Consider the following 14,821-nt stretch of genomic DNA (forward strand, 5'->3'; position numbering starts at 1 on the left):
AGTTGCCTCCTAAAAAGCAATAATCGTTTGCTGTAAAACAATACCATTTGATCTTTTTGCTCAAAGTCTACCTACTATGATAATGCCCTTTTAAAACAAGGAAAATCTTCTATGATAATGCCCGTTTCGAAACTCCATTATTTTTTAATTCATCCGTTAATGTTGTAATGAATTCCTCATTTGTTTTCGATTGCTGCAATTTTCTTATAAATTTCTCAGCAAAATCAGGCGTATCGGATAATGATTTGCGAAGTGCCCATAAGATTTCCAGTTGGGATTTCGGTAATAACAATTCTTCTTTCCGTGTGCCTGATCGCCGAATATCAATTGCCGGGAAGATTCTTCTTTCTGCAAGTGCCCGGTCCAGATGTAGCTCCATATTACCGGTTCCTTTGAATTCTTCATAAATAACATCATCCATACGAGAACCGGTATCGATTAATGCCGTTGCCAAAATAGTCAAACTGCCACCCTCTTCAATATTCCGGGCAGCTCCGAAAAATCGTTTTGGACGATGGAATGCTGCCGGGTCAATTCCCCCGGAAAGTGTCCGTCCACTTGGCGGAATTACTAAGTTATAGGCACGGGCAAGTCTTGTGATACTATCCAGTAAAATGATAACATCCCGTTTATGTTCAACTAAACGCATAGCCCGATCAAGCACAAGCTCAGCAACCTTAATATGATTTTCCGGAACTTCATCAAAGGTTGAACTGACGACTTCTGCTTTTACGGAGCGCTCAATATCGGTTACTTCTTCCGGCCGTTCGTCAATCAGTAAAACGATTAACTCTGCTTCCGGATGGTTTCTTGTAATACTATTGGCAATTTGTTTTAATAGAACGGTTTTCCCTGCTTTAGGCGGAGCAACAATCAAACCCCGTTGTCCAAAACCAACCGGTGTAACTAAGTCCATAATCCGTGTCGACAAGATATGAGGTTCGGTTTCTAACTTGATTTGCCGGTCCGGATATAGCGGAGTAAGTGCCGGGAAATGAACACGTTCTTTCGCAGTTTCAGGGTTTTCACCGTTTACCGCTTCTACATGTAAAAGTCCGAAATACCGTTCATTTTCCTTTGGCGGCCGTACTTTTCCGGATACTTTATCCCCGTTTCTGAGATCAAAACGGCGAATTTGCGAGGCTGAAATATATATGTCTTCTGAGCTTGGCGTATAATTGATCGGACGTAAAAAACCGAAGCCCTCTGACTGGATAATGTCCAAAACGCCTTCCATGAAAAAGAAACCTTCTTGCTCTGCACGTGCCTTAAGAATTGAAAAAATCAGTTCTTTTTTGGTCAATTTACTGTAATAAGAAACTTGATATTTCCGTGCAAGCTCGTACAACTCTTTCAGTTTCATATTCTCCAACTGAGCAATATTTACATTTACATTTACTTCTTCCAAAATCTACACCACGCTTTTCAAATTTACATAGAATGTTTATTTATTTCTGTTTGTTAATAAATTGGGTTGTTCTTTTGAAGGGAATAAAGAAGTGATGATTTGGTAAGCTGTTGGGGCAGCTTGTTTACTTCTTCATAGAATTATTGGTATTCAAAGGGAAATTATTTTCTCTACTGTTTGGCAAATAGTCCAAAACTATATTACCATATTCTTTTAAGAAGCTAAAGTAGTAATATGCCTTAAGTCGAGAAAATTTTTTTACTTTTTTTGACAAAATTCTTAAAAATACCCAATCATGGGTTGATTTACATGATTGGGGTTTATCACAGACTGGATTAACGCAAGCTAAAATGAGTTTTATTCGTGCTTTTCCAACCGAAAAAAGTTCAACACGCATTTTGTCGTCCAAGTTTTTTTCGCAACAAGCATTTACGTCTTTTATTACTGAAAAGGTTTCAAAATCGCTTCACACCCTGATTAATCAACTACCGAAAAAAGTTTCAAAGTCGTATAGACGCCCAATTTTCTTTATTGCATAACAAGGTCCGGTTTTTTCTTAAAGCTATGTCTTCCGTCAATAAAACGAACGGTTCCTGATTTTGCCCTCATAACGACAGAATGAGTTAATCCGTAAGCACCTTTTAATTGAACACCTTTGAGTAATTCTCCATCGGTAATTCCTGTTGCCGCAAAAATTGCATCATCCCCGCAAACTAAATCATCCATTAGTAATGTCTTGTTATAATCGACACCCATTTGTTTACATCTCTCAACTTCTGAATCATTTTGCGGCTGGAGTCGACCTTGTAACTCTCCGCCCAGACATTTCAAAGCAACCGCAGCAATAACTCCTTCCGGTGCGCCGCCAATTCCAAACAGGATATCGACACCGGTATGATCAAACGCGGTGTTAATCGCTGCGGCAACATCTCCCTCATTAATAAGTTTAATTCGTGCACCGGCTTCCCTGATTTCGTGGATAATTTTTTCGTGACGCGGTCGATTCAAAATTGTTGCAACAACGTCTTCAATATCTTTATTTTTTGCTTTTGCTACCGCACGTAAATTATCGATAACCGGTGCATTAATATCGATTTGTCCGACAGCTTCGGGACCGACGGCAATTTTATCCATATACATGTCAGGCGCATGTAACAAATTCCCTTCATCGGCAATGGCAAGAACTGCAAGCGCATTCCAGCTCCCGGAGGCTACGATATTTGTTCCTTCAATCGGATCAACGGCAATATCAACACACGGGCCATTTCCTGTACCAAGTTTCTCACCTATATAAAGCATTGGGGCCTCATCCATTTCCCCCTCGCCAATGACTACGGTTCCTTTCATAGGGACTGTGTTTAAAACTTGTCGCATTGCTTGAGTTGCAGCATCATCCGCTTCATTTTTCTTTCCCCGTCCCATCCATCTGGCTGATGCTAATGCGGCGGCTTCCGTCACTCGAACTAATTCCATTGACAAACTTCTTTCCATCCGGTAATCCCCCTGAAAAACTATTTTTTAACGAATAACATAGATCCAATATATTATAACACATTTTTTTATTTTGTAGGACACAATTGAAACAAAATAATGGAAAAGATTGTTATGTCTGTCAGCGAAGGTTAATAAAATGTTAAAAAAACCGTGTAAGCGGATTTTTGACGCACACTATCTTACGGATTGAGGTTAAAGAAAAGTCGCTTGATTGGACGGGTCATGATGTCAAGCGACTGCTGAGTGAAGGGAGAACCGGGATTCAATCGACCTTATTTATGAATTTTTTGAGAGGCATGTGGTCAGACATTTTTTCATATGCCTCGGTCAACCCCTAGCTATGACAAACATCAGGAGTTTTTCACCTGCTCCATTTCTTCTTCCGTCAGCGTTTCCCTCCAAACGTTGGCCCCTAAACCTTGAAGCTTTTCGACAACATGACTGTATCCGCGATCAATATGTTCGACACCGGTTATTTCCGTTAACCCCCGTGCCATTAAACCGGCTATTAAAAGTGATGCACCGGCCCGTAAATCAGTTGCTTTTACTTTCGCTCCGTTTAATTGGACGGGACCGGTAATAATGGCTGATCTGCCCTCCACTTTAATATTTGCATTCATTCTTCTTAATTCGTCAATATGTTTGAATCGGGCAGAATAGATCGTATCTGTCACCACACTAGTTCCTTCCGCATTAGTTAGTAATGCTGTCATCGGCTGCTGAAGATCGGTAGGAAATCCGGGATATACCAATGTCTTTATATCAGCGGCAACGAGCTTTTTCGCCTTTGAGATATAGACTTGATCATCTGATGTTTCAACAGACACACCCATTTCTCTTAATTTTGCAATGAGCGACTCCAGATGGTAGGGAATAACATTGTCGACAAGAACTCCTCTACCCATTGCCGAGGCTAAAATCATATATGTACCCGCCTCAATACGATCGGGAATGATCGTATGTCGGCATCCGTGTAAATGGTCTACTCCTTCAATCCGGATAATATCGGTACCGGCACCTTTAATTTTTGCCCCCATATTGGTTAACAATGTAGCAACATCAATAATTTCCGGTTCTTTTGCAGCATTTTCAATTACTGTCTTTCCTTTTGCCCGAACTGCTGCCAACATAATATTGATCGTCGCCCCGACACTGACTACATCAAGATAAATGCGTGCTCCTTTCAATTCATCGGCACGTAAATAGATGGCGCCCTGTTCATTCGTTACTTTTGCACCAAGCGCTTCGAAGCCTTTAATATGTTGATCAATTGGACGGGGACCTAAATGACAGCCGCCCGGCAAACCAATGACAGCTTTTTTGAAACGTCCGAGCATGGCACCCATTAAATAATAGGAAGCGCGCAGTTTTTTCACCTTGCCATTCGGGAGCGGCATTGATGTCATCATTGATGGATCGATTGTTATATCTTGATCTTCTAAGTGTACAACACCACCGATTTCTTCTAACAATTTTTTCAAGATTTCAACATCTGAAATTTCCGGTAATCCTTCGATGGTTACAGGAGATTCAGCGAGAATACTTGCCGGGATTAATGCAACGGCACTATTTTTTGCACCGCTTATTTTGACAGATCCTTTTAATGTTTTTCCACCAATGACTTTTATTTTATCCATGGTTATCTCCCTTCCTACTATAGGTATGACAGATTCATTTATAATCAAGTAATCGTTTTTTCCACTGCTTCTATTTTATCAATTAATTACATATTATCCAAATTAGGATTTATTAACACAGTTCTGTCTACGTTATAACATTTCTGCATGACTAGTTCAACTATATTATTTTTTTGATATTAAATATATATAAATAGAGTAGATAAGTATTAATTATACACGCAACTACTAGCAGCTTTCAAAATATTTGCCAGTACTATAAAAAAGGCTATCCTGATCGGGACGTTGTACTCCCGTTATACGGATAGCCGAAAAATTTATGATTCGATTGGTCAGTGCTAAAGCCAATTCAACAACTTAAGCTTTACCGACAGAGCCAAATTCTTTCATTTTACCTTTTACCGTGTCTTTAATGGTTTCTCTTGCCGGTCCAAGATATTTTCTTGGGTCGTAAAGATCAGCGTTTTTCGCTAGTACTTCACGAACTGTTTTTGCAGAAGCGATTTGGTTTTCTGTGTTCACATTGATTTTTGCAGTTCCAAGTGAGATAGCTTTTTGGATATCATGTGTTGGAATACCGGTTCCGCCATGAAGAACAAGTGGTTTTCCAGTTAATTTTGCAATTTCTTCCATTTCCTTGAAACCTAAGTTTGGTTCACCATGGTAAGGACCGTGTACAGAACCTAAAGCCGGTGCTAGAGCATCAATACCGGTACGATTAACCAGTTCAACACATTCGTTCGGATCCGCATAGATAATTCCTTCGCCAACAACATCATCTTCTTGACCGCCGACAGTTCCTAATTCAGCTTCAACAGATATCCCGTGCAAATGAGCCAATTCAACAACTTTTGAAGTGATTTGAATATTTTCTTCAAATGGGTGATGACTTGCATCGATCATTACCGATGTGAAACCTGCGTGAATTGCTCTTGCGCATGATTCAAAGCTGGAACCATGGTCAAGATGGATGGCAACAGGAACCGTAATTTTATACTCTTCCATTAAAGCTTTTACCATTGCTGTTACTAGCTTGAATCCGCCCATATAACGTGCGGCACCTTCAGAAACACCCAGAATAACCGGGGATTTTTCTTCTTCAGCAGCCTGTAGAATTGCTTGTGTATATTCCAGATTATTGATATTGAATTGACCTACAGCATATTTGCCTGCTTTTGCTTTTTCCAACATTTCGGTCATTGATACTAACGGCATAATGCAATCTCCTCCTACATCAAATTACCAATTTCCACACCCATGAAAAAATATGTAAATGTTCAATAGAAAATGGCTCTTATTTCACACAATTATTATGATACCAAAATCACAAACATTTTACCATGTGATTAAAACTACAAAATAAAAAATTTAGTGAACACCATTTATATTTTACATCTTTTCTAATATTTTATCCGATAAAATTTCCTTAACTGTTTTAGCCAATTCTTCTATATCAAAAGGCTTTGCAATATGGGTAAGTGCCCCTAATTCCTTTGCCTTATGAATCATTTTCAGATCTCCGTCTGCGGTCATAATAATTACACGAATGGATGGATCTATTTCTTTCATTCGTTTCAAAATTTCAATTCCATCCATTCCCGGAATTTTTATATCCAAAACAACTAGGTCAGGTGAATGCATACCCGCAAGTTCCAAAGCAATTTGGCCGTTTTCCGCTTGATAAGTTTGATAACCTTCCTTTTTAAATACCTCATTAAGTAATAAGCGAATGCCAAACTGATCATCCACGATTAAAATTTTTCCATTATCCATTTTCGCTTCTCCCCTATCCTTTAAAATTCCCTTTATCCCAACGGATTCCCCTTCATTTATATTCGACAAAAACTTAACTATTCCTTCTTCGTTATAGAAGGAATAGCGATGTTATAGATTGCTTGTAGCCCAAGGACTTGGAAAGGAGAGATTAAAAACTTGCCCCCTAATGCCAATGCAATAAAATGCAATAAGTTTTTATATAATCTCCTTGTCCCATATTCAGTAAAGTTTGAGTGGAATTATTCAAGAAATATTTACTCTTCGGGCTGGAAAATATATCGATTCGTTCCTATAAAAATAGTTTTGTCTACCCTTGTTCATGAATTTACAGGATGGCGTTAAGACGATTTTCGGTTGAGTAATCGGTTGTCTTTCTAGTATGTACGGATCAAACGCTGGAAGCAACAGACATCAGCCGCCTATATGATGAGCACCGCTTTCAGATAGTAATGAGTGGCTTAATGATCCCTTTTTGTTTATCAGGATTAGAACTATTGAAAATTATTCATCTACAAGTTTTATTTTTGCTACACGAAATTGATTGTTTATAACTACCGCAACTTCTTCATCCGGACTTACATCTTTTATGCTGTATACCCAACCATAGTTTAAATGCGTTCGTTTCTCGTCTTCTTCCTTTGGAACCACTTCAACTTTTTTAAGCTCTTTTTTGCTTAGTATCTCATTATTTTCATTAATCGTGATCGTTTCCGTAACCTTTCCAATCGGTTCATCCAAATCTTCTTTCGTAACTTCCGCTTCTTGAATCACATAGGTTTTACCCTCATAGCTGATTTCCTTAAAATTTTCCATATTCAAATTATATTTCGGCAACTTTTTATCAATCTCCATATTCTCGGAGGCGGTATGTTTCAAATCTTTTAATAGGGAACATCCTCCCAAAAGAATGACCCCGGCAACAGCCATAAGCAGGATGGAATTTTTCACTTTTCTTTTCTCCTCCTTCCCCTGTATTTTTTCCTTTATTCATAGGACTTGCCCCCTTCCCAACGATTAAACCAAACGAAGCCTAGTAACGTTACGAGAATAAAACATATACTTGCGGGTATGATCCCTTTCATCAACTCTTGAACATACAAGTCCGACAACTCCATTCCGAATGCATGCTTGACCTTAAGCATCAATAACATAGGAACTTGCGAAAGGCGAACACTCCAAGCCCACGGAATATATGGCCAAATATGATCGCCCACAACCGTTGCCCCAATTATTGCTGAAACAAGGAATCCTCCGCCACCGATCGCAATAGACGCACCCATCCCGAATGCAAAACTGATCAGCAAATGCAAGGAAAAAAGAATAAGTGATCCGACCAAGGACAAAAGCGCTCCTTGCAAAAATAAATCGTAATGCACATTTTCTACGTTCAAAATATATCTCATCCCCAACAACATAAGGAAAGTTGCCAAGAATATATCCGCAATGGCGGCAAAAATAAGTAAAGAAAGTTTTCCAAAGTAAAATTTCGCTCTTGAAACAGGACCCGTCAACACATTCATGAAACTTCCCGACTTTTCTTCTTGATAGGCCATCAAACCGGTAAGTAAAGAAATCACAATCGGTAACGAAACGCTCAATACCTCAAAAAATCCTCCATATATTTTCACTTGCCAAAAAGATGGATCCTTATATCTAGAAAAATACCATAACATAAAAATGGGATAAATAATCGGCGTCACAAACACGATCAGCCTAATGGTTGTACGCCTTGTCTTTAGCCATTCGGATGACAAAACATGCAAAAAAGACAATTCAGTTCACCTCTCTTCTCGAAAACCAAAATGCAGTAACAAGAGATAATAAAGCAAAAATAACAATGGAGGTAAGAATGCCTATTGGAATAACAGAAGGATCCAACAAAGGATTCCCTTCTTTCAACGGTACACCGTTCGGATGAACACCGACGATCGGTGACATCAATCTCATTCCCCAACTCCACGGAATAAACATCCAGTATGATTCCGGAGCCATGACTACCCCCAAAACAATCCCGATCAAACTGACAATTATGGAAATAACGGTTCCGAATCGGTCAGCAAAAAACAACCCGATTGGGATGTATGCCAACGATGTGATCCATATGGTAAGACTGGCCATTACAACGATAGCAGCGGATGAAATGCTGTTGGGTAAAAATAATTTTAACAGGATCAACAAAATGATCAGTTCAATGGATGAAAGCAATGTATAATAGGCAATCACAATGATTTTACTGAACCACATTCGCGGAATGCTGATATCGTGACAACGTAAAGCTCTGTAATTTCCTGACTTTTTTTCTCGCATGGCGGCCAGTGACGCGATCAATGCCGTCCCCAAAGGAAGAAATATTAACGGCCACCAATTAAATACCGTGTATTCGAAATAATTATATTTGGAATGGATCGTAGGCATGGTAATAATGGCGTATAGTACAAAGAAAAACGGTGCAATATATACAAGCTTTTTCGCAAAAGTCCGCTTATATTTTAAACGTTCAGATTGTATCATATTCAGCATGATTTACAGCCTCCCTCATAATCCGTTGACTACATCGATAAAGAATTTTTCCAGATCTTGATCTTCCTCGATTTCTCCTTGATATTTAAGTTTTCCGTTTTGGATGATGCCAATGTGATCGGCCAATTGTTTTACTTCCGGCAAAATATGACTTGATAAAATGACCGTCATTCCTTGTTTCGGGAAAGATCTGATAAGTTTTCGTAATTCTTGAATACCAAGCGGGTCCAGTCCATTGGTCGGTTCATCGAGAATCAGAAGCTTCGGATCATTTAAAAGTGCTTTGGCAATCCCCAATCGTTGCTTCATCCCGAAGGAAAACTGCGAGGCTTTCTTTTTCCCTGTATTTTCCAAATCCATGATTTTCAGCACTTCTTTAATTCTTGAATCCGGAAGATTTAATAATTTTGCATGAACCAGCAAATTTTCATAAGCCGTTAAATTGCCGTAAAGGGCCGGTGACTCAATAAGCGCGCCGATCTCCTTAAGATCTTTTCTGCTCCACGGATGCCCATTAAAGAGAATTTCGCCTTTTGTCGGCCGCAAAAGACCCGTTAACATTTTTAAAATGGTTGATTTCCCGGCTCCGTTCGGTCCAAGCAATCCGTAAATCGTGTTTTCCTTGACCCTGATTGATACATGGTCAACGGCAAGCTGTTTGCCGAAAGCTTTGGTTAATTGTTTCGTTTCCAAAAAATACGCTGACATGGTTCTTCTCCTTTCACTTTAAAAAATGAAGTTTTAACTTTTATTCGGTCTTGAAGTCTCTCCCTTCCAAATCTTGCACAGTTTGATAAAAGTGAGAATTGATTTTACTTCAGACCTTCAAACAAAAAGCAACTCGTAATGTGATGAAAGTGGCATTTGTCGTGCAATTGAAAAACTCCCATTTCAAGTGCGAGCTTTCTCAAATTTCATACTACCACTTCAATATAAAGTTTTTATAATGATTTTGATTTAAATTTGACACACTCTACGCATAAAAAAACTGAATAATCAGATAAATTTCGCTATTAAGAGACGCTTTATCACTTGAGAAATTAAATAAATGTCATGATAAGTATGTAAGGGGATAAGATAGTGGCTCTTCATGCACGAATGCTTGTGGCGGGAGGTCTAATGGACAGTTTTTTGTAAAAGAGGGCTAATTTTGTCCTTGAGAAGGTCGCTGTAGGGGGTCTATTGGACACTTTGCACTGGATCTGGCTTCATTTTGTCCAATACAAGCCATTTAATGGACAGTTTTCGTAAAAGAGAACCTCTATCAGTTTCTTAAAATTTAGGATACTCTTAGCTTCTGGAGTAATAGACGGAGATTATGGGGGGTGCGGAAATAATTTCACCATATGGATTAAGTTACTTTACTATGGGTATTCAGTCCCTGACGGAACTGGAGATAAATATTGAATTTTCTGGTATTTTTTGGAATGATTTGTGTAGAAAAGCATTAAGAAAATGCCTTGAATTTCATGGAGGAACGTAAACGCCAAATGATCCTCGCCTTAACTAGGTAGGAACGCATTTGGCGCTTGCCAACTTTTTGAAACTTTAAAAATAGGGGGAGATACCTCTTTTTATAACAGCTGGAATCTGTCAACATCCTTATTATAAAAATCCTTCTATCAAAAAGATGATTTTTCACTCAATTGATAACAAATAATGGATTGTTCCTTGATATAAAACTCAACGGTTGCACCACCGTTTTCGTTATTGTACGCCTGAATCTGTCCATCAAAATTATTGACAATTTTTTTCGAAATATAAAGACCTAAGCCGACATGGTCTTTATATTGCACATCTTGATAAAATGCTTTAAATAACTGAGAAGTGTCTTTCTCCTTAAATCCAGTCCCCGTATCCGAACATTTAAAATATATTTTACTTGAATAACCGTTGGATTCATCATGTACCTCAAGTTTAATTTTTCCACTCTTTGTAAATCTCAGACTGTTATATAAAATATTATCCAAAACCCTCATTAGCATGGCTTCATCAAGTAAATAATATTGTTTGCTTAAGCAGACATCAAAGAGAATTTGAACACTTCTTTGGTAATGTGCCATGGTTAATATTTCTTGTTTTTTCTCATGAAGCATTTTACCTAAATCAACTTTTTTAATATTCAACAAAAAATCCACGTTTTCCACTTTATATAGAAGCGACAAATTGTCCGTAAGCATGCTCATTTTGCTGCAATTTTTCCGAATAATATCTAAATGCGGGGTAATATCAAATTTTTCTATGTCTTTCAAATCGTTAATTAAATCCATTTGCCCTTGAATAACAGTTAACGGCGTTCGTATGTCGTGGGCAATCGACGACACCATGATTTTTCGTTCATCATCGATCTTGGATATACTTTCAATCATCTCTTTCAAAGCGTCGATCATCGTATTAAACGAATCTTGGATCCTCATAAACTCTTTTCTTTTCAATCCCGAGATCTTAAAATCAAAATCTCCGTTGGAAATTTTATCCGCAGCCTGAAGCAACACTTTAATATTATTAAACAAGGATTTATACAGCTTGGACGTATAAAAAATTAAATAAATCACAAAAAATATTAACGGAGAAATCAACAACACAACATAAATCAACACGATTCCGAGGCGATCCTGATTATTAATGATAAACCCGAAAGGAGCTTTCAGCACATACACCGCTTGAATGGCATTATCATGTTTAATGGGGATAAATCTGTAAACATAGCTTCCTTTTACAATCTCAAGATTAATTACTTCACCGACTTTCACTTTATATCCCGCAACATCCTGATCGCCGTAAAGATGATTGCCATTGATATCCAATACTTCCCCTTCAATTTTTTCACTGTACTGATCTAGATTAATTAGCTCCCCGTTTAAAATGTCCGGAGCGCTTTCTTCAATCTTTTTTTCAATAACATCCAAATATTTCACAAAATAATCCGTCGGTTTAATCATATTATTTTCGGTAAACATAAAGATAAAATAGATTAAACATAAATAAGTAACTGCCGAAGACAAAATCGTTGATAAAAAGACCTTTACAACCAATAAATAAAAATCTCTTTTTATTGTTTTATCCTTTTTCATGTGTAACATCCCATTTATAGCCTAATCCGTATAATGTTTTAATATAGGAGTTTTCCTTATCCAAAGACCGGATTTTCTTCCGAATGTTTTTAATGCTTTCCGTCACCGTTTCTAATTGACTTTCCGAATCCAATCCCCATACCCGTTCAAAAATTCTTTCCTTAGAAAAGACCATATTTTTATTCAACATTAACAATTTAATAATCTCATATTCTTTTTTTGTTAAATGCAATTGAACCCCTTTACAAAAGACTTCATTGGCCAAAAGATCGATGGTAATATTTTTAGAACTTAACAAATGCCTGTCATTCGAACGGATCCGCTCTTCCCGTCTTAAATGGGAATCAATTCTTGCTTTCAACTCTTTTAAACTGAAAGGTTTGGTCATGTAGTCGTCCCCGCCGATGGATAGAGCTTGAACTTTGTCTTCCTCCAGCGTTTTTGCGCTGACAAAAATAATCGGACAATTCACTTTGTCACGGATAATCCCACACAATTCCATTCCATCAAGGCCTTCCATCATAATGTCCAAGATAATCAAATCAAAATCATTGTTAATGATTTGCAATGCCTCTGTGCCGTTATGTACATATTCCACCGTGTAATGATAAAGTTCCAAATATTGCTTGATTGTAAGACAAATATCTTCATTATCATCTACAACTAAAATTTTCTTCAAATGCATGCTTCCAGATCCCACCTTATCGTTCATTGAAGTTGGAACACGCTTGTCAAGTCATTCACTATTCATGCAGAACAGATACCCTCTTAAAATATCAGAAAGAATACTCTTATCCATATATAATCTTTTGATAATAGCTTATCCACGTTCTCAAGTTGTTTTCTTTCGTTTTGGATCTAATAACGTTATCAAAATTCCTACGCTCCGTCTAGAATCCGATCACAATGTTTTTTCCTTCGCTGCTCACAATATTTAGAACCAAGTATATTTCTTATTGTAATCTTTCATCATATCCTTAGCCAATGTAAGATTTGGTTTGTTGAAAATCAATGCTTTGTAATCGATTGCAGATGTATGCCACACTGCCCAAACCTTTGCAACGGGAGAGAGTAAAAATGTCATAAAGCTACTTGCTTGCCCGTTCCATTCCGCTTTAAGGCTGAGTTCCCATCTGCTAGACAAACGAATACGTTTGCACGAACGAAGTCTGACACTGTCCGCAAGGCTGCACACCGTCAAAAACCATAAACAGACGATTTGATTCCAATCTTTGATCATATACCATTGCGATCTTTCCGTCGCTTGCTTTCATTTTTTGACTTGTTCTATGCGAATAATATGATCAAGTTCACTAATTTTCCTTAAGTTAAACTCCTTTTTCATAAATATTGGAACAGCGCTGCAATTTTTTCTTCATTGAACTTTACTTTCATCATTCTTGATATCAATTAGTAACTACAAATAAAGAAAACTCGGGCGTCCGAGGCTTTAGGCAACCAAGAGCCGTCGCAAGCCAACATTTTCGCTTGCGAGGTCATGCGACCGAAGCTTCTCTATTCACCGAAAAAAAGAGAACCTTTTTTCGGCTGCGATTGTATACCGGGAAGCTTTCCTTATACACTTATACGTAACTCTTAACATTTCCCATCACGTCAAATTCGATTCTTTGCTGGATATTTATCCTTTCTTAACGTGTACCAAAAGGTTTATGATTCATCCTCTCATCAAGTAGTTCACAACGAAACGGAAACATCTTTTTATATTACATTAAATAGCAAACCTAATATTTTTCTAATGTTTTTTGGTTATTTTAGCAAATAGGAAAGTATTTCTTTGGCGTTCACTTAAATGCTATTGAATGTAGATTTTCAAAAAAAACATTTGTGATCATGACATAACTGAAAATTCGTACAGCTTCTGGTTATGGTAAATCATTTGGAAGAAGCCCCTTGCTTCTAATTATTCAGTAACCCAAAATAAAAAGAGAAGGCGTATGAATTTATTTCATGCGCCTCCTTACAAATCGACATGCACAACATGAAAACCACACACTTCCACCATGCACAGTTGCTCATTTGTCAAATCTGCTGTCAAGTGCCCCCATAATCAACAAAAAGAGGTTGGTCAATCACAGGGTGCGTATATTATTTCTGATTTTTTCAAAAATAATTTATAAAATTCAACGCGTCGTTGGTTGATTTTTAAAAAAAATCAGATGGGATAAGCCGCCACCTTTTTCTTGAAACAAGATAAAAATTTTACACTGCAAATAACTTGGGACTGCTTTATTCTTTTTTAGAGAAGGTGTTTTTGTTAAAATGGGGTGAAAGGAGTGAAGCGGTTTGTCGAAAATATTTACTACGCAATTGATTGGGCGTTTACAAAAAATTAGTGAACAAGAACTTGATATAGAGGATGCAGCCAGATTGTTGGCTCAGGCATTAGTTGGTGAAGGTTCGATTTATATTTTTGGTGAAAATGATTTGAGAAGTGTTTTTTTGGAGGCTAAATATGGACAAGAGCCTTTGCAAAGAGTGCAAGAATGGACCGGTGATACATTTGAACAGCTATCGACGGCGGATCGTGTGTTAATTTTTTCACGAAATATTGCTAATGAGCAAGTTGTGGTGCTGGCTAAAAAACTGCGTTCGCTTCAGGTGCCGTTTGTTGTTGTCGGTTCAATATCTGTGAAAGACGTAAATCCAGTAGAAAATTTAGCTGATGTATGTATCAATCTCCATATTGACACCGGCCTTGTTCCGGATGAGCGGGGTGGCAGAACGATGTATCCGCATGCGATAGCCGCATTATATGTTTATCATTCGTTAAAATTCCGAATTGATGAAATAATGGAAGATTATGCATTTGGTTCTTAACATAATAACCGGTTTATTGGACAGTTTTCGCTTGATGATTTCGCATTTTGTCCATAATAGCCCCTCTATTAAAA

Annotated in this window: 12 protein-coding genes; 1 reads left to right on the top strand and 11 read right to left on the bottom strand. The window is 37.7% G+C overall.

Annotated elements, in window-relative coordinates:
* Positions 1-109: 109 nt before the first annotated feature.
* The 11 genes from rho to NSQ14_RS17940 all read right to left on the bottom strand — a co-directional run bounded on the left by rho (position 110) and on the right by NSQ14_RS17940 (position 12,594).
* Complete coding sequence (gene rho, locus NSQ14_RS17890) at positions 110-1,408, bottom strand: transcription termination factor Rho (protein WP_082026129.1); 1,299 nt, start codon at positions 1,406-1,408, stop codon at positions 110-112.
* 528 nt (positions 1,409-1,936) lie between these two features.
* On the bottom strand, positions 1,937-2,899 hold the full coding sequence (gene glpX, locus NSQ14_RS17895) for a class II fructose-bisphosphatase (RefSeq protein ID WP_034773232.1): 963 nt from the start codon (positions 2,897-2,899) through the stop codon (positions 1,937-1,939).
* A 353-nt stretch (positions 2,900-3,252) separates the two neighbouring features.
* Positions 3,253-4,539, bottom strand: a complete 1,287-nt coding sequence (locus NSQ14_RS17900) for a UDP-N-acetylglucosamine 1-carboxyvinyltransferase (RefSeq protein ID WP_034773233.1) — start codon at positions 4,537-4,539, stop codon at positions 3,253-3,255.
* 357 nt (positions 4,540-4,896) lie between these two features.
* Positions 4,897-5,754, bottom strand: coding sequence for a class II fructose-bisphosphate aldolase (locus NSQ14_RS17905; protein ID WP_034773236.1), 858 nt, complete (start codon positions 5,752-5,754; stop codon positions 4,897-4,899).
* Positions 5,755-5,928: 174 nt separating this feature from the next.
* A complete protein-coding gene (locus NSQ14_RS17910; RefSeq protein WP_034773437.1) occupies positions 5,929-6,312 on the bottom strand; it encodes a response regulator in 384 nt (127 codons plus the stop codon).
* A 504-nt stretch (positions 6,313-6,816) separates the two neighbouring features.
* Entirely contained in the window at positions 6,817-7,263 is a 447-nt protein-coding gene (locus NSQ14_RS17915) for a NisI/SpaI family lantibiotic immunity lipoprotein (RefSeq protein WP_041845008.1), read from the bottom strand.
* Between the two features lie 35 nt (positions 7,264-7,298).
* Positions 7,299-8,087 (bottom strand): lantibiotic immunity ABC transporter MutG family permease subunit, encoded by a 789-nt coding sequence (locus tag NSQ14_RS17920; protein ID WP_041845007.1) that lies wholly within the window; start codon positions 8,085-8,087, stop codon positions 7,299-7,301.
* 1 nt (position 8,088) lies between these two features.
* A complete protein-coding gene (locus NSQ14_RS17925) occupies positions 8,089-8,835 on the bottom strand; it encodes a lantibiotic immunity ABC transporter MutE/EpiE family permease subunit (RefSeq protein WP_346216664.1) in 747 nt (248 codons plus the stop codon).
* A 15-nt stretch (positions 8,836-8,850) separates the two neighbouring features.
* Positions 8,851-9,543, bottom strand: a complete 693-nt coding sequence (locus NSQ14_RS17930) for a lantibiotic protection ABC transporter ATP-binding protein (protein WP_346216665.1) — start codon at positions 9,541-9,543, stop codon at positions 8,851-8,853.
* Between the two features lie 914 nt (positions 9,544-10,457).
* Positions 10,458-11,909, bottom strand: a complete 1,452-nt coding sequence (locus NSQ14_RS17935) for a HAMP domain-containing sensor histidine kinase (RefSeq protein ID WP_343191624.1) — start codon at positions 11,907-11,909, stop codon at positions 10,458-10,460.
* Positions 11,896-12,594 carry a response regulator transcription factor gene (locus tag NSQ14_RS17940; RefSeq protein ID WP_342014544.1) on the bottom strand — a complete coding sequence of 233 codons (699 nt, stop codon included), beginning with the start codon at positions 12,592-12,594 and terminating at the stop codon, positions 11,896-11,898. The genes NSQ14_RS17935 and NSQ14_RS17940 overlap by 14 nt, the downstream gene beginning before the upstream one ends.
* A 1,619-nt stretch (positions 12,595-14,213) precedes the next feature.
* Here NSQ14_RS17940 and NSQ14_RS17945 point away from each other — a divergent pair.
* Entirely contained in the window at positions 14,214-14,747 is a 534-nt protein-coding gene (locus tag NSQ14_RS17945; RefSeq protein ID WP_034773253.1) for a DUF2529 family protein, read from the top strand.
* Positions 14,748-14,821 lie beyond the last annotated feature (74 nt).

Source organism: Caldifermentibacillus hisashii, from assembly GCF_039654145.1.
Taxonomy (GTDB): Bacteria; Bacillota; Bacilli; order Bacillales; family Caldibacillaceae; genus Caldifermentibacillus; species Caldifermentibacillus hisashii.